The sequence below is a fragment of the Acinetobacter sp. YH12200 genome, from assembly GCF_013418175.1.
GTDB classification, from domain to species: Bacteria; Pseudomonadota; Gammaproteobacteria; order Pseudomonadales; family Moraxellaceae; genus Acinetobacter; species Acinetobacter pseudolwoffii.
Genome location: NZ_VPCO01000005.1, coordinates 16,858 through 42,370, shown reverse-complemented (window position 1 = coordinate 42,370; position 25,513 = coordinate 16,858). Strand labels below are relative to the sequence as shown.

Here is a 25,513-nt window from a genome sequence, read left to right as displayed (position 1 = left end):
AATCCGGCGCTGCTATCACTTGACCAGCTTGATATGGTGAAAATCACCTTAGAAAAAAACCTCCGTTATGCGGCATAACGGAGGTTTTTAATTTAAATTAATCAATCAAATATTTTGTCATTTGATTATTCAGCTGAGCGTTTATTCTGGTTTAGCTCATCTGCTGCTTTAAGTTCTGACTGATCCTGCTCAAGTAATTCAAGCGGTTCTTCAGCTTCATTTAAGTCATGCGGTGAAACCTCACCAATAGCAGTTGCATCAGACCCAGAGTCGAGTTCAACTGGTTCATCGAATTGATTTAGATCATGAGCCGATACTTCCGGAATACTGTCCAAATCAAATTGAGTTGATTGATCTAAAGTGAAATTCAGACGGCCGCCCATGACGCTGGCCAGTTCTTCAAGTCCCTCTTTGTTCATAGAGGAGAACAATTGAATCGAGAAGTCCAGTTTCATTTTTTTTAATGCGGCTTTGACTTCCTGAAGCGCTTTAGAGGCAGGGCCACGATTCAGCTTATCTGATTTGGTTAAAAGAACATGCACAAACAAATGACGTGAATAAGCCCATTCCAGCATCATCACATCAAAGTGTTGTAGCGGATGACGAATATCCATCAACAGCACCAAGCCCTGTAAGCTTTTGCGATGAATCAGATAATTTTCCAGTTCTTTTTGCCAAACAATTTTCATCGCCTCTGGTACGGCAGCATAGCCATAGCCTGGTAAATCGACCAGACGCTGATCTGGATTACCCAAGCTAAAAAAGTTAATCATCTGGGTGCGGCCGGGTCTTTTTGATGCACGTGCCAACTGTTTCTGGTTGGTCAGGGCATTAATCGCACTGGATTTACCGGCATTGGAGCGACCGGCAAAAGCAATTTCATAGCCTGTATCTTCTACACAAAGACTGAGTTTTGGTGCACTCATTAAAAATTCGGCTTTGCGTAGCCAGTTGAGTGAGCGCACAGAATATTCAGTAATAGCAGAATCAACTTTTTTCTCGTAGCTGATCTTTTGCTTGGGTGCATGGGCTGTCTTACTGTTTTTGGATTTTCCTCTGCTGTGGTGCATAACTCAACTTCAATAAATGATCTACAAAGAAACATTATAAAGGAAGTCGCACAGGCAAGCGAACTTTGCTTTGCAATGCTATTGCAACTTAATCCATCAGGTTAATTAAACCGATTGGAGAAACAGTACTAAAATGAGATTGGTTAGATGGGGTGAGCACATCGGCCAGGGTATATTGGTTCAGGCTTTGGTAAAACTGTTCCAGCGCATGGTCGAGAATACCTTTTAAACCACAATTGCTACGCAGTACGCAGGGTGGGGTATTACATTCGACAATCACATGATTTTCACCCTGCAAGCTACGCACGATCTCACCGAGTTTTAGATTTAGTGTAGTAGGATTTAAGCGGATGCCGCCGCCTTTACCGCGTGTGGCAATAATCCAGTCTTGTTTCGACATGAAATGCACAATCTTCATTAAATGATTTTGTGACACATACAAATCTCGCGCAATTTCCGCAATCGTATACAGCGTATCTCGCGGCTGGGAGATGTACATTAAAATACGCAAAGCATAGTCGGTAAATTTGTTTAATTGCATGATCGCACTAATATCTTTAAGAATTAAATAGATAAGGGCTAGTCTAGCATAACCAGACTAGCCCCACCTATTCAGCTTGAAGCGAGGGCTTAGTGGTGAACCCCACCTGTACCAAATGCTTCACTATGAATATTTTCAGCAGGAATACCGCGGGCAACGAGTGCTTTTTGCTGTTCTGCCATAAATGGCATTGGGCCGCAAAGGTAGTAATCGGCATTGACTGGTAACAGCGCTGCATCAACTGTACTCAGATCCAGACGACCTGCTACATCATAATCCTCACCCAGTTTGTCAGCTTGATGTGGAAATTCATAAGCAGTAAGGGTGCTTAAGCGCGGATATTTTGCTTTCAGGTCATGAATATGCTGGTGCATCGCATGAACCTGTTTGCTACGGCAAGCATGGATAAAGGTCACAGGTTGTGGCATATCCAGAGTCACCAGCTGGTTCAGCATCGCGATCATTGGCGTCAGGCCAACACCACCACTGATAAACACATTACGTTTAGCTGGATCGATCAGGTAGAAGTTACCTGTTGGTGCAGATACTTCAATTTCTGAACCTTCCGGCAAACCATGTAGAGTGTTAGACACCCAACCTGCAACTTGATCTGCGCCATTGCCCGGTTCACGTTTAACTGAAATACGCAAATAGTCTGCTTGAGGGCTGGTTGAAAGCGTATATTGACGCGGCTGTTTTAAGCCGAGTTCTTCTACGAATACACGAACTGAAATATATTGACCCGCTTCATATTTCGGTAAATCGCCACCATCTACCGGTTGTAGATAGATTGAAGTAATCTCGTCACTTTCTACTACTTTTCGGGCAATTTTGAAATTGCGCCAGCCTAACCAGCTACCTTTGGTTTGCTGATGCTGCTCATAGATCGTTTTTTCAGTGCTGATGAACAAGTCAGCCAATTGACCATAAGCTGTAGCCCAAGCATCAATTAATGGATCTTCCATCGGGATGCTTAATACTTCACTAATAGAATGCAGCAGGTTTTCACCCACAATATTATAGTCTGGCGCTTGAATGTTTAAGCTCACGTGTTTATGCGCGATCAGCTCAACCACAGGTAAAAGTACAGATGGGTCTTCAATATTTTCGGCATAGGCCAATACAGCGCCGGCAAGAGCTTGCGCCTGTGCACCACTGCGTTGGTGACCCATATTAAACGTTTCTTTAAGGGCAGGGTTGTTGCCTAACATGCGGTTATAAAAATAGCCCGTGAGTGCCACACCATTTTCGCGGAGTACAGGCACTGTTGCTTTTACAAGGTCAATTTGCTGCGGAGTCATGTTTGATCTCTCATGGCTGTTTATTTATAAGATGTATTTAAAATACATCTTAAAGCATGCCTTGTAAATACATCTTTTAATAAAACCATAAAAAAATTATGGGATATCTGAATATCCCATAATTTTAAAAATCTTGATAGGAATAAATCGTGCTATTTTCACTGAAAAAGCAGTCATGAAACTCGCGGACAATTCTCCCCGGTATCATCTCCGAGCCTGCGTGCGCAGTTTGATAAATCGATCAGTATCTTTTATGAACTTTTTAGGTTGCCTAAGTCGCGTGTTCTAATTCCTTTTGTTGCTCACCGGTTAGAGGTCACTGTTCCTTGGCTTGCTGTTTTGCAAATTCTGCTTGTTTGGCATTTTTTTGAGGTTCGGCCACTTGGGTTTTGCAGCATTTCAAAAGCACTATTCCGATCGACACTCTGTTCATAAATAAGAGTGACTGTTTTTTTAGTTTCAGTTAAACCGACAAGCAGACCATGCCGACTGGTAAGCTGTGAGCATAAGACAATGTCTTGCATGGTATTTGTGGTTTTTTAGCAATACCAAGGGGTGCTCACATAACTTTTCCTATTGTTTATTATTCATTTTTAGGCTTTTTCATGTGTTCTAGGGCGTACTGGATATCTTGAATCAAATCTTGCGGATGTTCCAGTCCGATACAAAAACGAACCAAAAAGCCATCTTTTAAATGTGAATGTTTCAGTACACGCATGTCTTTTAAGTTATAGAGCATGACCAGGCTAACAGGACCACCCCAGCTAAAGCCGAGCTTAAACAGGTTTAAGCTGTCACAGAAATTGCGAATATCTTGCAGCTTATAAGAATGATCAAAAATCACGCTAACCAGGCCGGCACTTTGACCTGTCTTACAAATATCTTTCCAGTATTGATGTCCAGCGCAATCTGGATCGGCTGGATGTAAAACTTGAACAAGCTCAGTTTGCTGTTTGAGCCACTTCATTAAAGTCAGTGCGCTTTCGGACTGATGCTGATAACGCAGTTGCATCGAAGCCAGACTGCGTTGTACCTGCGCCACATCATCACCAGAAACACTAATGCCCTGAATGGCATGGGTACGGAACAGTTTGTGATGCAGGGTTTTATCTCGTGTAACAACTGAGCCCATCAAGATGTCGCCACCACCGCTTGGATATTTGGTCAGGGCATGAACCGTGATATCGACACTTAAATGCTCTTCGCCAAAATCAAAAGCATTAAAAGCCAGACCTGCGCCCCAGGTATTATCCAGCGCCGTCAAAATATGATGTGCCTGGGCTTTTTTGATTAAACCGACCAGATCTGGAAACTCCAGTGTGACTGAACCGGCCGCTTCCAGCCAAAGCAGTTTTGCTTTTTCACTTGGTGTAAAGGTTTCGACCTCAAGCGGGTTATACACTTTGACCGCAATGCCATAACGCGTTTCCAGATTGCGCAGATGTTCCATGTTTGGGCCATAGATGTTATCGGCAACCCAGACTTCATCACCTTGGCTCAAGAAACAAGAATTCACCAGGTTAATGGCGGATAAACCGCTCGGCGCAAGTAGGCAGTATTCACCCCCTTCAATTTGCGCGATGTTATCGCCTAAGGTGAATGTCGTGGGTGTGCCGTGGGTGCCGTAGCTATAGTCATAAGCATCGGTCCAGTGGCGATTAAATAGCGCATCAGTATTCTCAAAAATAATGGTCGATGCACGAAACAGGGGAGGTTGAACCGTAGAAATGGATTGAGGGGCTTTTCGTGGTGCATGAATCAGGGTGGTTTGAGCGTTTTTTTTCACGTGAATGCCCTTAAATGTAATCAAATATTACCTTAGCTTAAGAGAATCTGTGACTCACTGCCAGTTCGGTTGTGAATTGTTAAAAAAATTGGTCCTTGAAAAAAGTTGGCTTCATTTTTGCAAAACCTAAAACTATCTAGCTAAAAAATAGGTTGAGGAGCATGAAGTCGCATTTAAAAGTGCATTATTTTCAGCATATTGCTGGTGAAGGCTATGGTAGTTGTCATGAGTTTTTAAAGCAGTATCAGGCGTACATTAGTGCGACTGAGTTTTTTGCTTTACCGTTGGATCGTCCTTTAGAGATTGAGGCTTTGCCAAGGGTTGAGGACGTCGATTTACTGATCATCATGGGCGGAACCATGAGTGTCAATGATGAGGCGAATTTCCCCTGGTTAAAGATAGAGAAACGCTGGTTGCGTCGTTATCTGTCACATGGCAAACCGGCAATCGGTTTATGCCTGGGTGGACAATTGATTGCCAATGCATTGGGGGCGGGCGTCAGTCGTAATCCTGAGCAGGAATTGGGCTGGGCCACGGTACACAAGGTAGCCAATCTACCGCAAGAATGTTTTAGCTTACCCGAACAGTTCAATATTCTGCAATGGCATAGTGAAAGCTTTGAAATACCCAAAGGGGCAGTGCATCTGGCAGAAAACCAAGCCTGTCGTAATCAGATGTACCAGTTGGGCAAAAATGTGCTCGGTTTTCAGTTTCATCCAGAGAGTACCCCAGAAACCCTGTCTTTATTTTTGGAAGATGAGGAGCAGCTTGCACAATTTTCAGGAAAATATGTTCAGGATCTCTCTGAATTAAAAAAGACCCATAAAAATAAGTTTGTTGAAGGAAATCAGATATTAAATCGAGCTATAGAATATGTCTTGGCGAAAACTGCCCCGCATTCAGAAAATAAACTCTTGTTTTAGGGGGTAAATTGAAAACTTGGATAAAACCATAAAAGGGATTTGCTTATGCATTAAACAATGGCTATAATAAGCGACCCTTCGATAGGAAGGGGGTTAACTGCGAATAAAGTAGTTAACTATCGTTACAGTCGTGGCATCGATCACGACCTTAGTGATATTTCACTGCTCTTGACACTTACCCGTATTAAAGTGGGGTGAGATGCGTCAGGAGTGATTCTTTATATATTTGGCTTGGAGTTTACTGGTATGTCTAACCAGAGAATTCGTATCCGTCTTAAGTCTTTTGATCATCGCCTGATTGATCAATCTGCTCAAGAAATCGTAGAAACCGCAAAACGTACTGGAGCACAAGTGTGTGGTCCAATTCCAATGCCAACACGCATTGAACGTTTTAACGTTTTAACATCACCACACGTAAACAAAGACGCGCGTGACCAGTACGAAATCCGTACTTACAAGCGTTTGATCGACATCGTTCAACCTACAGACAAAACTGTAGATGCATTGATGAAGTTAGATCTTGCAGCTGGTGTTGATGTTCAGATCGCATTGGGTTAAGGCTTTCGGGTTAATTAACACTCTAAGTTAATTAGGCCGCTTTTTTAGAGGTTTATGCACATGGCTATTGGTTTAGTCGGTCGCAAGTGCGGTATGACACGTATCTTTACAGATGCTGGTGTTTCTGTGCCTGTTACAGTGATTGAGGTTGATCCTAACCGCATCACTCAAATCAAAACGCTTGAAACTGATGGTTATCAAGCGATTCAAATCACTACTGGTGAACGTCGCGAATCTCGCGTAACTAACGCTCAGAAAGGCCACTTCGCGAAAGCAGGTGTTGCAGCTGGTCGTCTAGTTCAAGAATTCCGCGCTACAGAAGCTGATCTTGAAGGTCGTGAAGTTGGTGGTACGCTTACCGTTGAATTGTTCCAGGTTGGTCAAGTCGTTGACGTAACTGGTCAATCTAAAGGTAAAGGTTTCCAAGGTGGTGTTAAGCGTTGGAACTTCCGTACGCAAGATGCAACTCACGGTAACTCGCTTTCTCACCGTGTTTTAGGTTCTACTGGTCAAAACCAGACTCCTGGTCGCGTATTCAAAGGCAAAAAAATGGCTGGCCATTTAGGTGCTGAACGCGTAACTACACAGGGTCTTGAGATCGTTGCTATCGACACAGAACGTTCAGTTCTTGTTGTTAAAGGCGCGGTTCCTGGTGCTACTGGTGGCGACGTAATCGTTCGTCCTACGATCAAGGCCTGAGGGGAAATAACGTGAATTTAAATACTGTTTCCGGCTCTGCTGTTGAATTATCAGAAGTTGCGTTCGGTCGTGAATTTAATGAAGCTCTTGTTCACCAAGTGGTTACAGCTTATTTAGCTGGTGGCCGTCAAGGTTCAAAAGCTCAGAAATCACGTGCAGACGTTTCTGGCGGTGGCCGCAAGCCATTCCGTCAAAAAGGTACTGGCCGTGCTCGTGCTGGTTCTATTCGTAGCCCAATCTGGGTTGGCGGTGGTAAAACTTTTGCTGCTCGTCCACAAGACTGGTCTCAAAAAGTAAACCGTAAAATGTACCGCGGTGCTATGCAATGCATCATGGCTGAACTTGTTCGTCAAGATCGCCTAATTTTAGTTGATGAGTTTGCTGTTGCAGCTCCAAAAACTAAAGAATTGCTTGCAAAGCTTAACGACTTGAATGCAACTCGTGCATTGATCGTTACCGATGCTGTTGATGAGAACTTGTATCTTGCTGCACGCAATATTCCACACGTAGATGTGGTTGATGCTGCTGCAATCGATCCGGTTAGCTTGATTGCGTTCGACAAAGTTGTTATGTCTGTAGCTGCTGCTAAGAAAATTGAGGTAGAACTCGGATGAACAACGAACGTATCTATCAAGTCCTGCAAGGACCTGTATTCTCAGAAAAAGCACAAGTTTTAGGTGAAACTGCTGGTGTTCAAGTGTTTAAAGTTGCTATCAACGCAAACAAGCTTGAAATCAAAAAAGCAGTGGAACAACTCTTTGGTGTAGAAGTTGTTAAAGTTAACACGACTATCACTAAAGGTAAGTCTAAACGCTTTGGTAAAACATTAGGACGTCGTTCTGATGTTAAAAAAGCATACGTCACCCTGAAAGCTGGCCAAGATGTTGAAATGGCTGACTTGGGCGATACCGCTGAAAGCACAGCGGAATAAGGACGAGAATTATGCCTATTCAAAAATGTAAGCCAACGTCTCCAGGACGTCGCTTTGTAGAGAAAGTGGTTCATGATCACCTTCACAAAGGCGCACCGTACTCTCCGTTGGTTGAAGCTAAAAAACGTACTGGCGGCCGTAACAATAACGGTCACATCACGACTCGTCACGTTGGTGGCGGTCATAAGCAGCACTACCGTCTAGTTGACTTTAAACGTAACAAAGATGGTATTCCTGCAACTGTAGAGCGTATCGAATACGATCCTAACCGTACTGCACACATTGCACTTGTATTGTATGCTGATGGTGAGCGTCGTTATATCATCGCTCCTAAAGGCCTTCGCGCTGGCGATAAAGTACAGTCTGGTAACGATGCTCCAATTCGTCCAGGTAACTGCTTGCCGCTTCGCAACATGCCAATCGGTTCTACTCTTCACAACATCGAACTTAAAATCGGTAAAGGCGCGCAGATTGCTCGTTCAGCTGGTACTTCAGTTCAGCTGTTGGGTCGTGACGGTTCTTACGCTATCGTTCGTCTACGTTCAGGCGAGATGCGTAAAATTCACGTTGAATGTCGCGCTGTGTTAGGTGAAGTATCTAACTCGGAAAGCAATCTTCGTTCGCTTGGTAAAGCTGGTGCATCGCGCTGGCGTGGTGTTCGTCCTACCGTTCGTGGTATGGCAATGAACCCAGTTGACCATCCGCACGGTGGTGGTGAAGGGCGTAACAAAGGTATTCAACCTGTAAGCCCATGGGGTCAAAAAGCTAAAGGGTACAAGACACGTACCAATAAGCGTACGACTAAGATGATCATTCGCGACCGTCGCGTTAAGTAACAAGTAAAGGAATCTGACAATGCCTCGTTCTCTGAAAAAAGGCCCATTCGTCGATGCGCACTTGTTCGCTAAGGTTGAAGCGGCTATCGCGGCTAATAACCGTAAGCCGATCAAAACTTGGTCGCGTCGTTCGATGATCCTACCGGATTTTGTTGGTTTAACAATTTCTGTACACAATGGCCGTAACCACGTTCCTGTGATCGTTTCTGAACACATGGTTGGTCACAAGCTTGGTGAATTTGCACCAACTCGTACCTATCGCGGTCACGGTGTTGACAAGAAATCTAAACGTTAATGGGTGCTATGATGGAAGTAACTGCTAAATTACGCGGTGCCGCTATCTCGGCACAAAAAGCTCGTTTGGTTGCAGATCTTATCCGCGGCAAATCTGTTGCGCACGCGCTTAACATCCTTAACTTCAGCAACAAAAAAGCTGCAGTTCTAGTTAAGAAAGCGTTGGAATCTGCGATTGCAAACGCTGAACACAATAACAGTTTAGATGTAGACGACCTTAAAGTTTCTACGATCTACGTTGATGAAGGCATGAGCCTGAAACGTATTATGCCACGTGCTAAAGGCCGTGCAGATCGTATTACTAAGCGTACTTGTCACATCACCGTTAAGGTAGGGGTTTGATATGGGTCAGAAGGTTCATCCAATCGGTATCCGCCTAGGTGTTGTGAAACGTCATAACGCTAACTGGTATGCGAATCCGAAACAATACGCTGAATACTTGCTTAAAGATCTTCAAGTTCGTGAGTTTTTAATCAAAAAACTTAAAAACGCGATGATCAGCAACATTCTTATCGAACGTCCTACAGGCGCTGCTAAAGTAACTATTAGCACTGCTCGTCCTGGTATCGTAATCGGTAAAAAAGGCGAAGATATTGAGAAACTACAACGCGAATTAACATCTATCATGGGTGTTCCTGCGCAAGTAAGTATCAATGAAATTGATCGTCCAGACTTAGACGCGCGTCTAGTTGCTGAAGCAATCGCTTCTCAATTGGAAAAACGTGTAATGTTCCGTCGTGCTATGAAGCGTGCAGTACAAAACACAATGCGTGCTGGTGCTAAAGGTATCAAAGTAGAAGTTTCAGGCCGTTTAGGTGGTGCTGAGATTGCTCGTACTGAGTGGTATCGTGAAGGTCGTGTACCTCTACATACGCTTCGTGCAGATATCGACTATGCGACTATGCGTGCTGAGACTACTTACGGTACGATTGGTGTTAAAGTTTGGATCTTCCGTGGTGAGATTTTGGGCGGCATGAAACAAGTCATGAACCCAGCTCCAGCAGAAGAACGTCCAGCTAAACGCGGTCGTGGTCGTGGTGAAGGTCAAGAGCGTCGTGGTCGTCGCAATGATCGTTCTGCTGAAAAAGGAGAATAATCCATGTTGCAACCTAAGCGTACTAAATTCCGTAAAGTGCAGAAAGGCCGTAACACTGGTCTAGCACACCGCGGTAGCACAGTATCTTTCGGTACTATTGCACTTAAATCAGTTGAACGTGGTCAAATGACTGCGCGTCAAATTGAAGCAGCGCGTCGTACAATTAGCCGTCGTATTAAGCGTGGTGGTAAGATCTTTATCCGTGTATTCCCGGACAAACCGATTACTTCTAAGCCGCTTGAAGTGCGTATGGGTAAAGGTAAAGGTTCTGTGGAATATTGGGTTTGCCAAATCAAACCAGGTAAAGTCTTGTACGAAATTGATGGTGTTAACGAAGAATTGGCTCGCGAAGCGTTTACGCTTGCAGCAGCTAAGCTTCCGTTTAAAACCGCTATCGTGACTCGGACGGTAATGTAATGAAAACTAAAGATCTACGTGAAAAGTCGGTAGAAGAGTTGACAGCTTTGCTTGATGAGCAACAGCTTAACCAATTCCGTCTTCGTATGGCGAAAGCAACTGGTCAATTGGGTAAATCGCATGAAGTTGCACTTACTCGTCAGACGATTGCTCGTATTAAGACCCTCCTTACCGAAAAACAGGGGAACGGACAATGAGTGATAAAACAGTCCGCACGTTAACTGGCAAAGTTGTAAGCGACAAGATGGATAAATCTATCGTTGTTCTTATTGAACGCCAAGTTCAACACCCGTTGTATGGCAAATTAATCCGCCGTTCAACAAAATTACATGCTCATGATGAGAACAACACAGCGAAAGCTGGTGATGTTGTAACCATTAAAGAAAGCCGCCCAATTTCTAAAACTAAGTCTTGGACTCTAGTTGAAGTTGTTGAAGCAGCTGCTGAGTAATTAACGTTCTTGTTGCATCATCGGTCAATTTCGAGTACTCTTTGAGCCTTTCGAAATTTCGACCGGTGTTGCTCGGTTTTGGAGTAGGGCAATGATTCAGACCGAAACGATGCTCGACGTAGCAGACAACAGTGGTGCACGCCGCGTACAATGTATTAAAGTACTTGGTGGCTCGCATCGTCGTTATGCTTCTGTTGGCGACATTATTAAAGTTACTGTAAAAGAAGCAATTCCACGCGCACGTGTTAAAAAAGGTGACGTGATGAATGCAGTTGTGGTTCGTACAAAATTCGGTATCCGTCGTGCAGACGGTTCAGTGATTCGTTTCGACGATAACGCTGCTGTTATTTTGAACACCAACAAAGCGCCGATTGCAACTCGTATTTTCGGACCAGTGACTCGTGAACTTCGTACTGAACAGTTCATGAAAATTATTTCATTGGCTCCTGAAGTTCTATAAGAGGCGATCATGGCTAAGATTAAAAAAGGCGATCAAGTAATTGTGATCGCAGGTAAAGAAAAAGGCAAACAGGGTACTGTTCTGTCTGTTTCTAATGACCGTGTTAAGGTTGAAGGCCTTAACTTGGTGAAGAAGCACCAAAAGCCGAACCGTGCTACAGGCGCTGAAGGTAGCGTTGTAACTCAGGAAGCTTCGCTTCATATTTCAAACGTGGCAGTTTTTAATGCTACAACCCAAAAGGCTGACCGTGTTGGTTACCAAGTGATTGATGGCGTGAAAACTCGCGTATTCAAATCAAATGGTGAATCAGTGGCGGTAGCGAAGTAATAGGTTGATATAGGCCATGGCCAGACTTAAAACACGTTACAATGACGAACTTAAAGCTCAGTTATTAGAGACTTTAGGCGTTAAAAATGTGATGGAAATTCCTCGCATCACTAAAATCACGATCAACATGGGTGTTGGCGCAGCTGCTGCTGACAAAAAACTCCTTGATGGTGCTCTTTCAGATATGCAAGCTATCGCTGGTCAAAAACCAGTACTTACGTTAGCTCGTAAATCAATCGCTGGTTTTAAAATCCGTGATGGTTGGCCGATCGGTTGTAAAGTTACTTTACGCGGCGAACGTATGTACGAATTCTTAGACCGTTTGATCTCGATTGCGATCCCTCGTATCCGTGACTTCCGTGGTTTCTCTGCGAAATCATTCGACGGTCGTGGTAACTACTCAATGGGTCTTAAGGAACAGATCATGTTCCCTGAAATCGATTTTGACAAGATTGATCGTATTCGTGGTATGGATATTACCATTACTACGACTGCTCGCACCGATGACGAAGGCCGTGCGCTTATGCGTGCATTCGGCTTCCCGTTCAAATAAGAGGTCGATATGGCTAAGAAAGGTATGATTAATCGCGAATTGAAACGCGAAGCTACTGTTGCTAAATACGCTGCAAAACGTGCTGAATTAAAAGCTGTTATTGCAAACGTAAATGCATCAGACGAAGAACGTTTCGAAGCGATGATGAAATTGCAGGCATTACCACGTAATGCATCTCCAGTACGTCTACGTAACCGTTGTGGTTTAACTGGTCGTCCGCATGGCTATTTCCGTAAGTTCGGCTTAAGCCGTAACAAATTACGTGAAACAGTAATGCAAGGTGATGTACCTGGCGTTGTTAAGGCAAGCTGGTAAGGAGCACTATAAATGAGTATGCAAGATACCGTTGCCGACATGCTAACACGTGTTCGTAACGCACAAATGGCGAAGAAACAAACTGTTTCTATGCCTAATTCTAAGTTGAAAGTTGCAATTGCTAACTTACTTCAACAAGAAGGTTACATTTCTAACGTAGAAGTTGCGGAAGCTGAAGGCAAACCAACTTTAACAATTACGTTAAAATATTTTGAAGGCAAGCCAGTGATTGACACTGTGAAACGCGTAAGCCGTCCAGGTCTACGTCAGTATCGCGGTAAAGATGCACTTCCAAGCGTTAAGCAAGGTTTAGGTATTGCAATTGTTTCTACAAGCAAAGGCATCATGACTGATCGCGCTGCACGTGCTGCAGGCGTTGGTGGTGAAGTTATTGCTTTTGTTTCTTAATAGGTGATTCCTCATGTCTCGTGTGGCTAAAGCCCCAGTAACTGTACCGAATGGTGTAACAGTTACTCAGAACGGCCGGCAGGTCGAAGTGAAAGGCACTAAAGGTACATTGTCTTTCAACCTGCATGCGCTGGTCGAGCTTAAACAGGAAGACGGTACTCTGGCTATTGCTCCAGTACAAGAGTCGAAAGACGCTTGGATGCAAGCTGGTACTGCTCGCGCTGTGCTTAACAACCTTGTAAAAGGTGTTAGCGAAGGTTTCGAACGTAAGTTACAGCTTATCGGTGTTGGTTATAAAGCTGCGGTTAAAGGTGATGTTGTTCATCTTAACCTTGGTTTCTCTCACCCGATCGATTATGCACTTCCTGCAGGTGTAACTGCTGAAACTCCAACTGCAACTGAAATCGTACTTAAGTCTGCTGACAAAGCAGCTTTAGGTCAGGTTGCTGCAGATATCCGTGGTTACCGTCCACCAGAGCCGTATAAAGGCAAAGGTGTTCGTTATTCTGACGAAGTTGTACTTCGTAAAGAAGCTAAGAAGAAATAAGGCGCGAGGTTCTTATGAACGAAAAGAAACAATCCCGTTTGCGTCGTGCGAAAAGCACACGCTTGCACATCCGTGCATTGGGTGCGACTCGTTTGTGTGTAAACCGCACTCCGCGTCACATCTATGCTCAAGTTATCTCTGCAGATGGTGGCAAAGTATTAGCGCAAGCTTCTACTTTAGACGCTACTCTACGTGCAGGTACAACTGGTAACGTTGAAGCAGCTCAAAAAGTAGGTGCTTTAATCGCAGAACGCGCTAAAGCAGCTGGTGTTACTAAAGTTGCATTTGACCGTTCTGGTTTTAAATATCATGGTCGTATCAAAGCCTTGGCTGATGCTGCTCGTGAAAACGGCTTGGAGTTCTAATCATGGCTAAAGTTGAACAAAACGAAGGTCTTGTTGAAAAGCTGGTTGCCGTTGATCGTGTAGCCAAAGTTGTTAAGGGTGGTCGTATCTTCTCTTTCACAGCATTAACTGTTGTGGGTGATGGTAATGGTCGCGTAGGTTTTGGTCGTGGTAAAGCACGTGAAGTTCCAGCTGCTATCTCTAAAGCACTTGAAGCTGCTCGTCGCAACATGATTACTGTTGACCTTGTTGATGGTACGTTACAGCACCCAATTCATGCACGTCATGGCGCTAGTCGCGTATTCATGCAGCCTGCCTCTGAAGGTACAGGCGTAATTGCTGGTGGCGCTATGCGTGCAGTTCTAGAAGCTGTAGGTGTACGTAACGTTTTGACTAAATGCCGTGGTTCTACTAACGCTGCTAACGTAGTTAACGCAACTTTCAACGGTTTGCGTGATATGACTACTCCTGAGAAGGTTGCTGCGAAACGTGGTCTTTCAGTAGAACAAATTCAAGGGTAATCAATCATGAAAACGATTAAAGTTACCCAGACTAAATCTGCATCGCACCGCTTGAAAAATCATAAGCTGAGCCTGCAAGGTTTAGGTCTGCGTCGTATTGGTCATACTGTAGAAGTGCAAGATACGCCTTCTAACCGTGGTATGATCAACCAAGTCTACTATATGGTTAGTGTAGAGGAATAAGCCATGACTCTGCGTTTAAATACAATTGCACCTGCAGAAGGTGCTAAACGTGACAACCTTCGTGTAGGCCGTGGTATCGGTTCTGGCGTTGGTAAGACCGGTGGCCGTGGTGTCAAGGGTCAAAACTCACGTAAGAGCGGTGGTACTCGTCCAGGTTTCGAAGGCGGTCAAACAGCACTTTATCGTCGTTTGCCTAAATTCGGCTTCACTAGCCAATTGGCTTTGAAAACTGCTGAAGTACGTTTATCTGAGCTTGCTAAAGTTGAAGGCGACATCGTGTCTCTAGAAACTTTAAAAGCGGCGAACGTTGTACGTAAAGACATGATCCGTGCTCGTATCGTACTTTCTGGTGAAATTACTCGTGCATTCACTGTTCAAGGTGTTGCATTGACTAAAGGCGCTAAAGCTGCTGTTGAAGCTGCTGGCGGCAAAGTCGAGGAGTAATCCCCAGTGTCTATGACTCCTAGTTCTTCAGGTCATGTCAACATGATGAAAGGCCAACCATTTCATGTGAAATACCGTGAAATTATTCGTCGAATGATGTTTCTCATTGGTGCGTTGTTGGTGTTTCGGCTAGGAGCGCATATTCCAGTACCGGGCATCAATAATGCGGCCCTAGAAAACCTGTTTAATGCAAACCAAGGTACTATCCTTGGTTTGTTTAACATGTTTTCCGGTGGTGCATTAGAACGAATGTCTATTCTTGCTCTTGGGATCATGCCCTACATTTCTGCATCGATTATCGTGCAGCTGATGTCGACAGTGGTTCCTTCGCTGGAAGCTTTGAAAAAAGAAGGCGAGCAAGGCAAACGTAAAATAAATCAATACACACGACAAGGCACATTATTTCTGGCGCTTGTACAAGCGATCGGGATGTGTGCAGGCTTGATCAGTCAGGGGATTACCCTGAATACTGGTCTGGCTTTTTATATTCCTGCAGTAACCTCATTGGTTGCGGGAACCATGTTCTTGATGTGGTTGGGTGAGCAGATTACCGAACGTGGGGTGGGGAATGGTATTTCCATGATCATCTTCGCGGGTATTGTTGCCGGATTGCCTAATTTAATTATGCAATCTTTGTCATCTGTAGATAATGGCCAGACCAGCCTGATTGGCTTGGTAATTTTTGGTCTGTTGTCTCTGGGTGTTTTGGCAGCCATCGTGTTTATCGAGAAAGCGCAGCGTCGTATTCCGGTCAACTATGCTCAAAAACAACAAGGTCGTCGTGTATTTACTGCACAGCAGACACATTTGCCATTGAAAATTAATATGGCGGGTGTGATTCCGGCAATTTTTGCCAGCTCATTGCTGTTGTTCCCTGCGAGCTTAGGCCAGTGGGTGGGTAGTGCAGATCCGAATGCCGGATTTATTCAGCGTAGCCTGCAAGATGTAGCATTGGTATTGTCGCCTGGTCAGCCGTTGTATTTGGTGCTCTTTGGTGCGTTAATTATCTTTTTCTGTTACTTCTATACAGCACTGGTATTTAGTCCTAAAGAAGTGTCAGAGAACTTGAAACGCAGCGGAGCTTATGTGCCTGGTATACGTCCAGGTGAGCAAACTGCTCGTTACTTAGATCATATTCTCAGTCGTTTGACATTTATTGGCGCGATTTACATCACCGTCATTTGTTTGATGCCGATGGTGTTGCAAAGTTCATTTGGTATTCCATTCTATTTGGGTGGTACTTCTTTGCTGATTGTTGTGGTAGTAGTGATGGACTTTATGGCTCAGCTGCAGTCACACCTCACCTCGCACCAGTATGATAATCAAACGTTAATGAGAAAAACGACAGCTCATCCTAAGGGATAAGCGCACTTAGAGGTTTCATCATGAAAGTACAAGCTTCTGTTAAGAAAATTTGTGGTAGCTGTAAAGTTATCCGTCGTAATGGGGTTATCCGCGTAATTTGTAGCGCAGAACCTCGTCATAAGCAGCGTCAAGGTTAATCTGATTAAGACCTGTTGATTTCTGTAGGCGAATTGGGTTATTATCCGCCCCTCAAGATTTTTGTGGGGCGGTTGATTATCTACTGCCTTTTTGGAGAAAATTGAATGGCTCGTATTGCCGGTGTAAACATTCCGGATAACAAGCACGCTGTTATCTCTCTAACGTATATCTTTGGTATTGGTCGCCATACTTCAAAAGCTATTTTAGCTGCTGCGGGTATTGCTCCAACGACTAAGATCCGTGAATTAGATGACGCTCAGCTTGATGCGATTCGTGCAGAAGTTGCTAAGGTTCCGACCGAAGGTGATTTACGTCGCGAAATTTCCATGAACATTAAACGTTTAATGGATTTAGGCTGCTATCGCGGTCTTCGTCATCGTCGCAGCTTGCCTGTCCGCGGTCAACGCACCAAAACTAACGCTCGTACCCGTAAAGGTCCGCGCAAACCTATTAAGAAATAAGATTTCTGGAAGCTAAAAGATGGCTAAAGATACTCGCGCACGCAAGAAGGTCACTCGTACCGTCTCTGAAGGTGTCGCACACATTCACGCTTCTTTTAATAACACCATTGTGACTATTACCGATCGTCAAGGTAATGCACTGGCTTGGGCCACTTCAGGTGGACAAGGCTTCCGTGGATCACGTAAATCAACTCCGTTCGCTGCTCAGGTAGCTGCTGAAGTTGCTGGTAAAGCTGCTTTAGACTACGGTTTGAAAAACTTGGACGTCCTTGTAAAAGGTCCTGGTCCTGGTCGTGAATCTGCGGTTCGTGCTTTAGGTGCAGTGGGTTATAAAATTAACAGCATTACCGATGTGACGCCAATCCCGCACAACGGTTGCCGTCCACCTAAAAAACGTCGCGTGTAAGGAGAAACATTCATGGCTCGTTATATTGGTCCAAAATGCAAACTCTCTCGCCGCGAAGGGACAGACCTGCAACTTAAATCAGGCGTTAAACCGTTTGATGTAAAAACTAAAAAACACGCTAAAGCTCCTGGCCAACATGGTGGAGCTCGTGGCGGTAAACAGTCTGAGTACTCACTACAATTACGTGAAAAACAAAAAGTACGTCGTATGTACGGTGTTTTAGAGCGTCAATTTAGTAACTACTACAAAGAAGCTGCTCGTGTTAAAGGCGCAACTGGTGAAAACTTGTTGAAGCTACTTGAAAGCCGTCTTGATAACGTTGTTTATCGTATGGGTTTCGGTTCTACTCGCGCAGAAGCTCGTCAGTTAGTATCTCACCGCAGCATCACTTTGAATGGCCGTCGTGTTAACATTGCGTCTATCCAAGTTAAAGCGGGTGATGTGATCGCAGTTCACGAAGGCGCTAAACAACAATTACGTATCAAAAACGCAATTGAATTAGCAACTCAACGTGGCATGCCTTCTTGGATGGAAATCGACCATTCTAAATTAGAAGGTACGTTCAAAGCTGCACCGGATCGTTCTGATTTACCTGCTGAAATCAACGAAAGCTTGATTGTAGAATTGTATTCTAAATAATCCTTGAGGAAGCAATATGACGCGTACTGCAAATGAGTTTCTAACTCCGCAAGCGATCAAGGTCGAAGCGGCAAGCGGGACCTCGGCAAAAGTTATTCTAGAACCTTTAGAGCGTGGCTTTGGTCATACTCTGGGTAATGCTTTACGTCGCATCCTTCTTTCTTCTCTACCTGGCGCAGCTGTGGTAGAAGTTGAGATTGAAGGGGTCGAGCACGAGTACAGTACTTTGGAAGGCTTGCAGCAGGACATCGTCGAGCTCTTGCTGAACCTAAAAGGATTGTCGATTAAGCTGTTCGATCAAAATGAAGCATACTTAACATTAGAGAAACAAGGTGCAGGCGACGTAACTGCGGCTGACCTTCGTTTACCTCATAATGTTGAAGTGGTTAACCCTGAACATTTGATCGGTACTTTAAGTGCCTCAGGCTCATTGAAAATGCGTCTGAAAGTTGCTCAAGGTCGTGGCTACGAGACTTCTGATTCACGCTTCCCAGAAGGCGAAACTCGCCCAGTGGGTCGCTTGCAGTTAGATGCTTCTTATAGCCCAATCAAACGTGTGTCTTATACAGTGGAAAACGCTCGTGTAGAACAACGTACTGACCTTGACAAATTGGTCATTGATCTTGAAACCAATGGTACTGTAGATCCTGAAGAAGCAATCCGCAAAGCGGCAACAATCTTGCAACAACAAATTGCAATCTTTGTTGACCTTCAGAAAGATCAAGCACCTGTGGCTCAAGAGCCGCGTGAAGAAGTTGACCCAATCTTGCTTCGCCCAGTAGATGATCTAGAGCTAACTGTTCGTTCTGCTAACTGTTTGAAAGCAGAAAACATTTACTACATTGGTGATCTTGTACAGCGTACTGAAGTTGAGTTGCTTAAAACTCCTAACTTGGGTAAAAAATCGCTTACTGAGATCAAAGATGTTCTGGCTTCTAAAGGCTTACAACTCGGCATGCGTTTAGAGAACTGGCCACCGGCTAGTCTCCGTATGGACGATCGTTTCGCCTATCGTAGCCGTTAATTAAGTAGGACTATCACCATGCGTCATCGTAATAGTGGTGTGAAATTAGGCCGTACAAGCAGCCATCGTAAAGCGATGTTCCAAAACATGGCTAACTCTTTGTTCGAGCACGAGTTGATCAAAACAACTGTGCCTAAAGCGAAAGAGTTACGTCGTGTAGCTGAGCCTTTAATCACTTTAGCTAAAAACGATACAGTAGCAAACCGTCGTTTGGCGTTTGCTCGTACTCGTTCAGCAGCAACTGTTGGTAAATTATTTACCGTTCTTGGCCCTCGTTACAAAGAGCGTAACGGCGGTTATCTACGTGTTCTTAAAGCGGGCTTCCGTGCAGGTGATGCTGCACCGATGGCTTACGTTGAGCTAGTAGATCGCGAAGTTAACTAATTTCGTGAAGAATAACGCGAGTTGTTCGAAAAGGTCGGTTGAATAAACCGGCCTTTTTTAATGTCTGAAATTTATTTTCAGGTATTTGCATCATGCAGAACTAATCTGAATCTGGCCTGAAAAGATAAAAAAATAATGGCTTTTTATCAAACTTGACATTGTGTATTGTCAATTTTGTGATTTAATAAAAACAGATAGTATCGCTTAGGTAAAAGAACAATATGGAAAAGCAAATCGATATTTTAATTGTGGGTGCGGGGATCTCGGGAATTGGTCTGGCAGCGCATCTTTCTAAACATTGTCCGCAGCGCTCATTTGAAATTATTGAGCGACGTGCCAGCATTGGCGGAACTTGGGATTTATTTAAATATCCGGGAATTCGTTCTGATTCGGATATGTCGACCTTTGGTTTTAATTTTAAACCCTGGAAAAAAGCCAGTGTACTTGCCGATGGCGCCTCGATTAAGGGCTATCTGGCCGAAGTAGTAGATGAATTTAATCTGGAATCGAAAATTCATTATCAACACCGTGTGTTAACCGCCAACTATGATTCTATGACCTGTAAATGGTCAGTAGAGATTGAGGATGAACACAGCAAGAAGCAGATCTGGATTGCGAATTTTGTACTGAGTTGTACCGGTTATTACAATTATGACCAAGGTTTTCAGCCTGAGTTTCCAAATCAGGAGGCTTTTAAAGGTCAATTCATTCATCCGCAGCATTGGCCGGAAAATTTAGATTATCAGGGCAAAAAAGTGGTGATCATTGGTAGTGGTGCCACCGCGATTACTTTAGTTCCAGCGATGGTCAAAGGCGGCGCCGGGCATGTGACCATGTTACAGCGTTCTCCGACCTATATCGCTTCAGTGCCCTCTATTGATATGATTTATGCAAAGATGCGGCAGTATCTACCAGAAGATGTGGCCTATAAAATTACCCGTGCCCGGAATATTGGGATGCAGCGCGGAATTTATGCCCTGGCACAAAAACAGCCAAAACTGTTAAAAACGCTGTTACTTAAATCCGTGCAGTTTCAGCTCAAAGGTAAAGTGGATATGAAACACTTTACCCCGAATTATGAGCCGTGGGATCAGCGCCTATGCGTGGTGCCGGATGGTGATCTGTTTAAAATTTTACGTGAAGGGCAGGCATCAGTTGTAACCGATCAGATCGAAAGCTTGACTGAAACCGGCATTCAGCTGAAATCGGGTCAACATCTGGAGGCAGATATTATCGTTTCAGCCACAGGCTTAAATATCCAGATTCTTGGTGGAATTCAGGCGACGATTGATGGTCAACCTGTCGATACCTCACAACATATGCTGTATAGAGGCATCATGGTGAGTGATGTGCCGAATATGGCGCTAATTATTGGTTATATCAATGCCTCTTGGACTTTAAAAGTGGATATTGCCGCTGAGTACATTTGCCGTTTGCTGAACTATATGGATCAGCAGGGCTATGCTGAAGTCATCGCTCAGGGTGATCAGACTGAATTGCTAGAGGATACTGTGATGGGTAGTCTCAGTTCGGGCTATATTGCCCGTGCCGCAGATGTGATGCCAAAACAAGGTAAACATGCACCGTGGAAAGTCAGCAACAATTATCTGGCAGATCGTAAGGAACTCAAACAAGCTTCGTTTGAAGATAGGGTGCTGAAATTTAAAAAAAACAGCAAGGCTCTCAAACATAAACCGCGTCTGGTCTCTTAAAGTCGGATATCGAACTAAAGAAAAAGGAGTCCTGAGTGACTCCTTTTTTATGCGTCCAGTTTACAGTGAACGTGCAATCAGTTCTTTCATGATTTCGTTGGTACCAGCATAAATCCGGTTGGCGCGGTTGTCGATATAGGCCCGGGCAATTGGATATTCCAGCATATAGCCATAACCACCATGCAATTGCAGGCATTCATCTACCACCTTGCTACACATTTCTGAAATCTTGTATTTGGCCGCAGCAGCGGCATCGATGCCTAGTTCTTGCTTGAGTTGCAGCTCCATGCAGCGATCCAGATAAGCGCGACAAAACTCGATTTCGGTACGCATTTCTGCCAGTTTAAAGCGGGTATTCTGAAAATGGCTAATACTCTTGCCAAAGGCCTGACGTTCCTTGGTGTATTTCACTGTATGTGCGAAAGCAGCTTCAGCGCCAGCCTGACACATAATTGCCACAATCAGGCGTTCCCAGGCCAGTTCTTTCATCAACATCATAAAGCCCATGCCTTCCAGACCGAGCAAGTTTTCTTGTGGTACGCGTACATCGTCAAAGAACAGCTCGCAAGTATCCTGGCCTTTCATGCCGATTTTATTCAGCGGTTTAGCTTTGCTAAATCCGGCCCGGTCGGCTTCGACCATAATCAATGAGAGATTGGCCGAGCCTTTGTCACTATGACCGGTCTTGCAGACCACAATCGCCATATCACAGAGATAGCCATTGGTAATAAAGATCTTGGATCCATTAATCACATAGTCATCGCCATCCAGTACCGCAGAGGTACGTACTGCTTGCAGGTCAGAGCCGGTTCCTGGTTCGGTCATGGCAATCGCGGTGACGACTTCTCCAGACGCCATTTTGGGTAACCACTGCTGTTTTTGAGCATCATTGCCAAAGTTCAGCAGGTAATTGGCGACAATATCTGAATGTAATGAAAACCCCGTGGCTGAATCACCAGCATAAGCCTGTTCTTCAATCAGAATCATGCTATACAGCCGGTCTACCCCAGAGCCGCCATATTGCTCTGGCATGGTGGCGCAGAGTAGTCCCAGTTCACCCGCTTTAGTCCAGAGCTCTCGATCCACATGCTGTTGCTTTTCATAGCGCTCGCTATGCGGAATAACTTCCTTTTCATAAAACTTGCGTACGGTTTGACGAAATGCTTCATGTTCGGCAGTAAAAAGCTGGCGGGGTAGCATCGGGGCAAGCGGGCGAATGGCTGCAGATTGCATCTTGTTATTCCTTATTCTGATCTGTTTGCTTTAAAGTAGGTCAAGCATAGATCAGCAACAATGAGCGGAATGTTCAAATAACTTAAATATGCTGATGCTTTTGGTCATTTGTATGAAATCCCTCGAAATTCAGCGATGGCTTCAGGTAAACTATTCCGGTTTATAACGAATTGGGGAAATTCGATGACTGATGACATCACCTTAGAAGAGCGCAAAGTGATTTATCGCGCGCGTCGTGGCCTAAAAGAGCTGGATGTGTATTTTGATCCCTACGTAAAAAACTACTACTTAACTGCTGATCCGTTTGAAAAGCAGATGTTTGCTGAGTTGGTCGATCAGGAAGATCCAGATCTGCTGGACTGGTTTATGGAAGTCTCTGAGCCGCCGCGTCCTGAATTAAAAGATTTGATCAAGAAGCTTAAATTTTACGTTCATGGATAATCGCTGTTTCAAGCTGAAACGCAGTTATTGTGCACTGGCGTTTCAGCTTTTTATTTTTGCACTGTTGATGTACCTGCTGTATCAGCTACTGCCAATTACAATTTGGCTATTGTGTGCTGTGATGGGACTGGTGATTTATCAGCTGTTTTATCGCAAGACGCCCCAGATTGAACAGTTTGAATATCTGGATGGACGTGAATGGTCATTGACGGCCAAATCTCGGCCCACCTGTCGGGTATGTGTTAGTCATGTGATTGATCATCAAGCTTATATTGTGGTGTATTTTCAGCACGCCAAGGCTCAGCCTTTATTGATCTGGTGTGACCAATTGCCGCTAAAACAATGGAAATCCCTGAAAGTTCTGACCAAACTTATCTAGTTGTCAGACAACGCTATTTTAATCACTTGATTGAAATTTTAATAAAACAGATACTTAGATCATTAACGCGCTTTCATTGTCAGACAAAAAATAATAATGACTTATCAGTAAGATAAATTGTATGACAATTTCCCACCTATGTTTTATTTTTAGCCTGTACATTGAACGCACCAACAGCAAATACGAGAGAACTCAATAGAATCTCCAGTGTGGATGTTTTTGATCGTAGTGATTGTTTCAGCTTTGGGGGTTGGACAATTCGCGACGGTGCTGAAGGATAAATTTTCATCTTAATCAAGCAGAGTTATTACCGGCTCTCTGTTTGTACAGTTAATAAGTAGCATGTGCTGAACCGTCGCAATGCTACTTTTTTTTGCCCAAAATTTGGGAATTCAACAGATCAAGTCAATTGCAGTCGGCCAGTTTGATGGCACAGTGTCTGGTCCGGATTAGAGTAAATACTCTTTTATTCACAAAATGCTTCTGATATCTTTAGCAGAAAGATGGACATAATCACAATTATAGAGGACAGGAAAATGTCAGGCGTCCGTAAAATATGCCAAGGTATGGCGACCATTGCAATAACAACAACAGTATTAACGGGGTGTTCCCATGTCATTAAAACCGGTGCCAATGTCGCACTGGGTTTTACCGAAAACCATATTGTCCCGCCAATTTTAGCCATGGATGATGCCGAGATGGTCTGTAATTCAGGCAATTCTCTAACTCCGGCCATCATGGCAACCAAAGAAATGGGAGCGGATCCGACCCGGGTAGCCGTATTGATGTATTCGGCTGCCGGCATTTGTGCCGAGCAAAAGGCGCTGGAAGCTGAGTTACGCTATTTGCGGGCTTCAAAATCCAACCAGGTAGCGGAAGCCCAAGATGCGCGAATCGAGCAGAAGCGCTGGGCGGCTCTAGCGGCACAGCGTCAATATACCGGTTATCAATTGTTCCAGAGCCGTTATGAAAAAAAATATCAAAAAGCCTTGGGTGAAGAATGTCCGCGCATGAACAGCGATATGGAGCAAACGGTTTATCTGCTGGGCATGTTGAGTGGTTTACAAGCCATGACCAATGATATTAATTCAGGCGGCGCAGTGCATGTGCCCAAAGATATCGCTGCCGTGGTCGAGCGTGGTATGACCTGTCTGGATAATGCCAAATTCTGGGGAGCACCGAATGCTACGCGTGCTGTGATCTGGACTTTATTACCAGGTGCAAGCGATGGTAAACCTGATCCTTACCAAACATTAAAACAATCTACACAAATTGGTGAGCAAAAAGGTGTACGTTTATCGCACGCTTTATATGCTGTAGCAGCACAGGCCAGCGGTGACGATGCCAAAATCCGCGATGCTTTAAAAACCTTTGCGCAGGCCCGTACCGAGGAAAAGCCGGTAAATCCACAATTCAAACTGATCGACAGTATGGCAGCGATTATGGTTGGTGGAATTTCAGACCGTTACTGGACAGAAAATACTGGTGTGCGCAGCGCCGATGATGGCATGCAACGTTTCTGGGATGAATCAGACAGCTCTTCGGAACTCGATGACCTGTTCAGTTCAGACCTGTAACCCAGATAGCCTGCATAGAATTTTAAGGATGAAATTAAACTAGATGGTTAGGGAGAAGCATAAGCTGATGCTAGATCAACATGTTCGACGAAAAATTATTTTTCTAGCGGCTTTTGTCTCTCTCTGTGCATGTCTGCAAATTTTCAAGGATAGTTTCATCTACTGGCAAGAGAGTTTGCTCAGTGAGTTTTGGCGACTGTGGACGGCACATTGGGTACATGTGGGGTGGACCCATTATTTCCTGAATATTCTCGCTTTTATCTGTCTGCCTTTTATTTTTCCACGCGCTACTCTATGGCACTTTTCTGCCATTTTACTGATCTTGCCACCTTTGATCAGTTTAAGTTTTTATTTTTTCTTACCCAATATTGAAGCCTACGCTGGCTTGTCGGGTGTACTGCATGGTGCCTATGTTGCCGTTGCCTGTGTACATTTGCTGTATAAGCGGGAACGCAGTTTTGCTGCACTGGTGTTATTTTTGATCTTTGGCAAACTGGTCTGGGAAAATACCATTGGTAATGTGGGGACTGCACAGCTGATTGGCAGTCCGGTCTTGGTCGAAGCACATTTGCTCGGGGTAATTTGGGGAGTGATGTTGGCGCTGGCCTATATTGTCAGCAACTATTTTCGGGATAGCTAAAGTGAAGCAATGAATAAAGCACTTGGCAGAAAAAACAAAAAGAAAATATAAATTGTCATTTTTATTGTGCTGATTTTGATGCAGAGTCAAAACATAGAATAAAAATCCT

General features: G+C 44.3%; 39 protein-coding genes and 1 pseudogene. 34 read left to right on the top strand and 6 right to left on the bottom strand.

Going from position 1 to position 25,513, the window contains the following annotated elements; all coding sequences use genetic code 11:
- Positions 1 to 125: 125 nt before the first annotated feature.
- The 5 genes and pseudogenes from yihA to FTU90_RS04335 all read right to left on the bottom strand — a co-directional run bounded on the left by yihA (position 126) and on the right by FTU90_RS04335 (position 4,698).
- Complete coding sequence (yihA, locus tag FTU90_RS04350; protein ID WP_005168732.1) at positions 126 to 1,070, bottom strand: ribosome biogenesis GTP-binding protein YihA/YsxC; 945 nt, start codon at positions 1,068 to 1,070, stop codon at positions 126 to 128.
- An 88-nt stretch (positions 1,071 to 1,158) separates the two neighbouring features.
- Positions 1,159 to 1,611, bottom strand: a complete 453-nt coding sequence (locus tag FTU90_RS04345) for an Rrf2 family transcriptional regulator (RefSeq protein ID WP_100357821.1) — start codon at positions 1,609 to 1,611, stop codon at positions 1,159 to 1,161.
- Between the two features lie 89 nt (positions 1,612 to 1,700).
- Complete coding sequence (gene hmpA, locus FTU90_RS04340) at positions 1,701 to 2,912, bottom strand: NO-inducible flavohemoprotein (protein WP_005094157.1); 1,212 nt, start codon at positions 2,910 to 2,912, stop codon at positions 1,701 to 1,703.
- Positions 2,913 to 3,231: 319 nt separating this feature from the next.
- A pseudogene (locus FTU90_RS16285) lies at positions 3,232 to 3,436 on the bottom strand (hypothetical protein); the annotation flags it as partial.
- A gap of 59 nt (positions 3,437 to 3,495) precedes the next feature.
- Positions 3,496 to 4,698 carry a PLP-dependent transferase gene (locus FTU90_RS04335; protein WP_159138630.1) on the bottom strand — a complete coding sequence of 401 codons (1,203 nt, stop codon included), beginning with the start codon at positions 4,696 to 4,698 and terminating at the stop codon, positions 3,496 to 3,498.
- A gap of 161 nt (positions 4,699 to 4,859) precedes the next feature.
- Here FTU90_RS04335 and FTU90_RS04330 point away from each other — a divergent pair, with 161 nt between their 5' ends.
- From FTU90_RS04330 to FTU90_RS04185, 30 genes are all read left to right on the top strand, one after another.
- Positions 4,860 to 5,621, top strand: a complete 762-nt coding sequence (locus tag FTU90_RS04330) for a type 1 glutamine amidotransferase (RefSeq protein WP_005094154.1) — start codon at positions 4,860 to 4,862, stop codon at positions 5,619 to 5,621.
- 246 nt (positions 5,622 to 5,867) lie between these two features.
- The gene (rpsJ, locus tag FTU90_RS04325) at positions 5,868 to 6,179 is read left to right on the top strand and encodes a 30S ribosomal protein S10 (protein WP_000070912.1); all 312 of its coding nucleotides are present in this window, start codon (positions 5,868 to 5,870) and stop codon (positions 6,177 to 6,179) included.
- Between the two features lie 60 nt (positions 6,180 to 6,239).
- Positions 6,240 to 6,878 (top strand): 50S ribosomal protein L3, encoded by a 639-nt coding sequence (gene rplC, locus FTU90_RS04320; RefSeq protein WP_005094152.1) that lies wholly within the window; start codon positions 6,240 to 6,242, stop codon positions 6,876 to 6,878.
- An 11-nt stretch (positions 6,879 to 6,889) separates the two neighbouring features.
- Entirely contained in the window at positions 6,890 to 7,492 is a 603-nt protein-coding gene (gene rplD, locus FTU90_RS04315; protein WP_005094150.1) for a 50S ribosomal protein L4, read from the top strand.
- Positions 7,489 to 7,809 (top strand): 50S ribosomal protein L23, encoded by a 321-nt coding sequence (gene rplW / locus FTU90_RS04310; protein WP_005094149.1) that lies wholly within the window; start codon positions 7,489 to 7,491, stop codon positions 7,807 to 7,809. The genes rplD and rplW overlap by 4 nt, the downstream gene beginning before the upstream one ends.
- 11 nt (positions 7,810 to 7,820) lie before the next feature.
- Positions 7,821 to 8,645, top strand: a complete 825-nt coding sequence (gene rplB / locus FTU90_RS04305) for a 50S ribosomal protein L2 (protein ID WP_005094148.1) — start codon at positions 7,821 to 7,823, stop codon at positions 8,643 to 8,645.
- Positions 8,646 to 8,664: 19 nt separating this feature from the next.
- Positions 8,665 to 8,940 (top strand): 30S ribosomal protein S19, encoded by a 276-nt coding sequence (gene rpsS / locus FTU90_RS04300; RefSeq protein ID WP_004281508.1) that lies wholly within the window; start codon positions 8,665 to 8,667, stop codon positions 8,938 to 8,940.
- 11 nt (positions 8,941 to 8,951) lie between these two features.
- On the top strand, positions 8,952 to 9,281 hold the full coding sequence (rplV, locus tag FTU90_RS04295) for a 50S ribosomal protein L22 (RefSeq protein ID WP_001982638.1): 330 nt from the start codon (positions 8,952 to 8,954) through the stop codon (positions 9,279 to 9,281).
- A 1-nt stretch (position 9,282) separates the two neighbouring features.
- The gene (gene rpsC / locus FTU90_RS04290) at positions 9,283 to 10,035 is read left to right on the top strand and encodes a 30S ribosomal protein S3 (protein ID WP_004281507.1); all 753 of its coding nucleotides are present in this window, start codon (positions 9,283 to 9,285) and stop codon (positions 10,033 to 10,035) included.
- Between the two features lie 3 nt (positions 10,036 to 10,038).
- Positions 10,039 to 10,452 (top strand): 50S ribosomal protein L16, encoded by a 414-nt coding sequence (gene rplP / locus FTU90_RS04285; protein WP_004281506.1) that lies wholly within the window; start codon positions 10,039 to 10,041, stop codon positions 10,450 to 10,452.
- Entirely contained in the window at positions 10,452 to 10,649 is a 198-nt protein-coding gene (rpmC, locus tag FTU90_RS04280; RefSeq protein ID WP_004281505.1) for a 50S ribosomal protein L29, read from the top strand. Before rplP ends, rpmC begins: the two co-directional genes overlap by 1 nt.
- Entirely contained in the window at positions 10,646 to 10,903 is a 258-nt protein-coding gene (rpsQ, locus tag FTU90_RS04275; protein ID WP_004281504.1) for a 30S ribosomal protein S17, read from the top strand. Before rpmC ends, rpsQ begins: the two co-directional genes overlap by 4 nt.
- 91 nt (positions 10,904 to 10,994) lie before the next feature.
- Positions 10,995 to 11,363: a 50S ribosomal protein L14 gene (rplN, locus tag FTU90_RS04270; protein ID WP_005094147.1), complete on the top strand. Its 369-nt coding sequence runs from the start codon at positions 10,995 to 10,997 to the stop codon at positions 11,361 to 11,363.
- Positions 11,364 to 11,372: 9 nt separating this feature from the next.
- The gene (gene rplX / locus FTU90_RS04265) at positions 11,373 to 11,690 is read left to right on the top strand and encodes a 50S ribosomal protein L24 (protein WP_004281502.1); all 318 of its coding nucleotides are present in this window, start codon (positions 11,373 to 11,375) and stop codon (positions 11,688 to 11,690) included.
- A 16-nt stretch (positions 11,691 to 11,706) separates the two neighbouring features.
- Positions 11,707 to 12,243 (top strand): 50S ribosomal protein L5, encoded by a 537-nt coding sequence (gene rplE / locus FTU90_RS04260; RefSeq protein ID WP_005094146.1) that lies wholly within the window; start codon positions 11,707 to 11,709, stop codon positions 12,241 to 12,243.
- A gap of 9 nt (positions 12,244 to 12,252) precedes the next feature.
- Positions 12,253 to 12,558 (top strand): 30S ribosomal protein S14, encoded by a 306-nt coding sequence (rpsN, locus tag FTU90_RS04255; protein ID WP_004732275.1) that lies wholly within the window; start codon positions 12,253 to 12,255, stop codon positions 12,556 to 12,558.
- A 12-nt stretch (positions 12,559 to 12,570) separates the two neighbouring features.
- Entirely contained in the window at positions 12,571 to 12,966 is a 396-nt protein-coding gene (rpsH, locus tag FTU90_RS04250; protein WP_005094144.1) for a 30S ribosomal protein S8, read from the top strand.
- 13 nt (positions 12,967 to 12,979) lie between these two features.
- Complete coding sequence (rplF, locus tag FTU90_RS04245; RefSeq protein ID WP_005094142.1) at positions 12,980 to 13,513, top strand: 50S ribosomal protein L6; 534 nt, start codon at positions 12,980 to 12,982, stop codon at positions 13,511 to 13,513.
- A 14-nt stretch (positions 13,514 to 13,527) separates the two neighbouring features.
- Positions 13,528 to 13,878 carry a 50S ribosomal protein L18 gene (gene rplR / locus FTU90_RS04240; RefSeq protein ID WP_004281497.1) on the top strand — a complete coding sequence of 117 codons (351 nt, stop codon included), beginning with the start codon at positions 13,528 to 13,530 and terminating at the stop codon, positions 13,876 to 13,878.
- Positions 13,879 to 13,880: 2 nt separating this feature from the next.
- A complete protein-coding gene (rpsE, locus tag FTU90_RS04235) occupies positions 13,881 to 14,378 on the top strand; it encodes a 30S ribosomal protein S5 (RefSeq protein WP_004281496.1) in 498 nt (165 codons plus the stop codon).
- Positions 14,379 to 14,384: 6 nt separating this feature from the next.
- Complete coding sequence (rpmD, locus tag FTU90_RS04230) at positions 14,385 to 14,561, top strand: 50S ribosomal protein L30 (RefSeq protein ID WP_005094139.1); 177 nt, start codon at positions 14,385 to 14,387, stop codon at positions 14,559 to 14,561.
- 3 nt (positions 14,562 to 14,564) lie between these two features.
- Positions 14,565 to 15,005: a 50S ribosomal protein L15 gene (gene rplO, locus FTU90_RS04225; RefSeq protein ID WP_005094137.1), complete on the top strand. Its 441-nt coding sequence runs from the start codon at positions 14,565 to 14,567 to the stop codon at positions 15,003 to 15,005.
- Between the two features lie 45 nt (positions 15,006 to 15,050).
- Positions 15,051 to 16,370, top strand: coding sequence for a preprotein translocase subunit SecY (gene secY / locus FTU90_RS04220; RefSeq protein ID WP_171063316.1), 1,320 nt, complete (start codon positions 15,051 to 15,053; stop codon positions 16,368 to 16,370).
- A 20-nt stretch (positions 16,371 to 16,390) separates the two neighbouring features.
- Positions 16,391 to 16,507 carry a 50S ribosomal protein L36 gene (gene rpmJ, locus FTU90_RS04215; protein WP_000867907.1) on the top strand — a complete coding sequence of 39 codons (117 nt, stop codon included), beginning with the start codon at positions 16,391 to 16,393 and terminating at the stop codon, positions 16,505 to 16,507.
- A gap of 105 nt (positions 16,508 to 16,612) precedes the next feature.
- On the top strand, positions 16,613 to 16,969 hold the full coding sequence (rpsM, locus tag FTU90_RS04210; protein ID WP_004281492.1) for a 30S ribosomal protein S13: 357 nt from the start codon (positions 16,613 to 16,615) through the stop codon (positions 16,967 to 16,969).
- 19 nt (positions 16,970 to 16,988) lie between these two features.
- Entirely contained in the window at positions 16,989 to 17,375 is a 387-nt protein-coding gene (gene rpsK / locus FTU90_RS04205) for a 30S ribosomal protein S11 (RefSeq protein WP_004281491.1), read from the top strand.
- Between the two features lie 12 nt (positions 17,376 to 17,387).
- Entirely contained in the window at positions 17,388 to 18,014 is a 627-nt protein-coding gene (rpsD, locus tag FTU90_RS04200) for a 30S ribosomal protein S4 (protein ID WP_005094132.1), read from the top strand.
- A gap of 16 nt (positions 18,015 to 18,030) precedes the next feature.
- Positions 18,031 to 19,038 carry a DNA-directed RNA polymerase subunit alpha gene (locus tag FTU90_RS04195; RefSeq protein ID WP_005094131.1) on the top strand — a complete coding sequence of 336 codons (1,008 nt, stop codon included), beginning with the start codon at positions 18,031 to 18,033 and terminating at the stop codon, positions 19,036 to 19,038.
- An 18-nt stretch (positions 19,039 to 19,056) separates the two neighbouring features.
- Positions 19,057 to 19,422, top strand: coding sequence for a 50S ribosomal protein L17 (gene rplQ / locus FTU90_RS04190; RefSeq protein ID WP_004281488.1), 366 nt, complete (start codon positions 19,057 to 19,059; stop codon positions 19,420 to 19,422).
- A 221-nt stretch (positions 19,423 to 19,643) separates the two neighbouring features.
- Positions 19,644 to 21,134: an NAD(P)/FAD-dependent oxidoreductase gene (locus tag FTU90_RS04185; RefSeq protein WP_180001115.1), complete on the top strand. Its 1,491-nt coding sequence runs from the start codon at positions 19,644 to 19,646 to the stop codon at positions 21,132 to 21,134.
- 60 nt (positions 21,135 to 21,194) lie between these two features.
- Here the strand turns inward: FTU90_RS04185 and FTU90_RS04180 are convergent, their stop codons facing one another.
- Positions 21,195 to 22,367, bottom strand: a complete 1,173-nt coding sequence (locus FTU90_RS04180) for an acyl-CoA dehydrogenase family protein (protein WP_159138628.1) — start codon at positions 22,365 to 22,367, stop codon at positions 21,195 to 21,197.
- Positions 22,368 to 22,550: 183 nt separating this feature from the next.
- Here FTU90_RS04180 and FTU90_RS04175 point away from each other — a divergent pair, with 183 nt between their 5' ends.
- The 4 genes from FTU90_RS04175 (at position 22,551) to rrtA (ending at position 25,404) form a co-directional block, all read left to right on the top strand.
- Positions 22,551 to 22,808: a succinate dehydrogenase assembly factor 2 gene (locus FTU90_RS04175; protein ID WP_005094125.1), complete on the top strand. Its 258-nt coding sequence runs from the start codon at positions 22,551 to 22,553 to the stop codon at positions 22,806 to 22,808.
- Positions 22,801 to 23,187, top strand: a complete 387-nt coding sequence (locus FTU90_RS04170; RefSeq protein ID WP_159138627.1) for a hypothetical protein — start codon at positions 22,801 to 22,803, stop codon at positions 23,185 to 23,187. The genes FTU90_RS04175 and FTU90_RS04170 overlap by 8 nt, the downstream gene beginning before the upstream one ends.
- Positions 23,188 to 23,723: 536 nt before the next feature.
- Positions 23,724 to 24,764, top strand: a complete 1,041-nt coding sequence (locus FTU90_RS04165) for a hypothetical protein (protein WP_180050811.1) — start codon at positions 23,724 to 23,726, stop codon at positions 24,762 to 24,764.
- 67 nt (positions 24,765 to 24,831) lie between these two features.
- Positions 24,832 to 25,404, top strand: a complete 573-nt coding sequence (gene rrtA, locus FTU90_RS04160; RefSeq protein WP_100329352.1) for a rhombosortase — start codon at positions 24,832 to 24,834, stop codon at positions 25,402 to 25,404.
- The last annotated feature ends 109 nt before the right edge of the window (positions 25,405 to 25,513 follow it).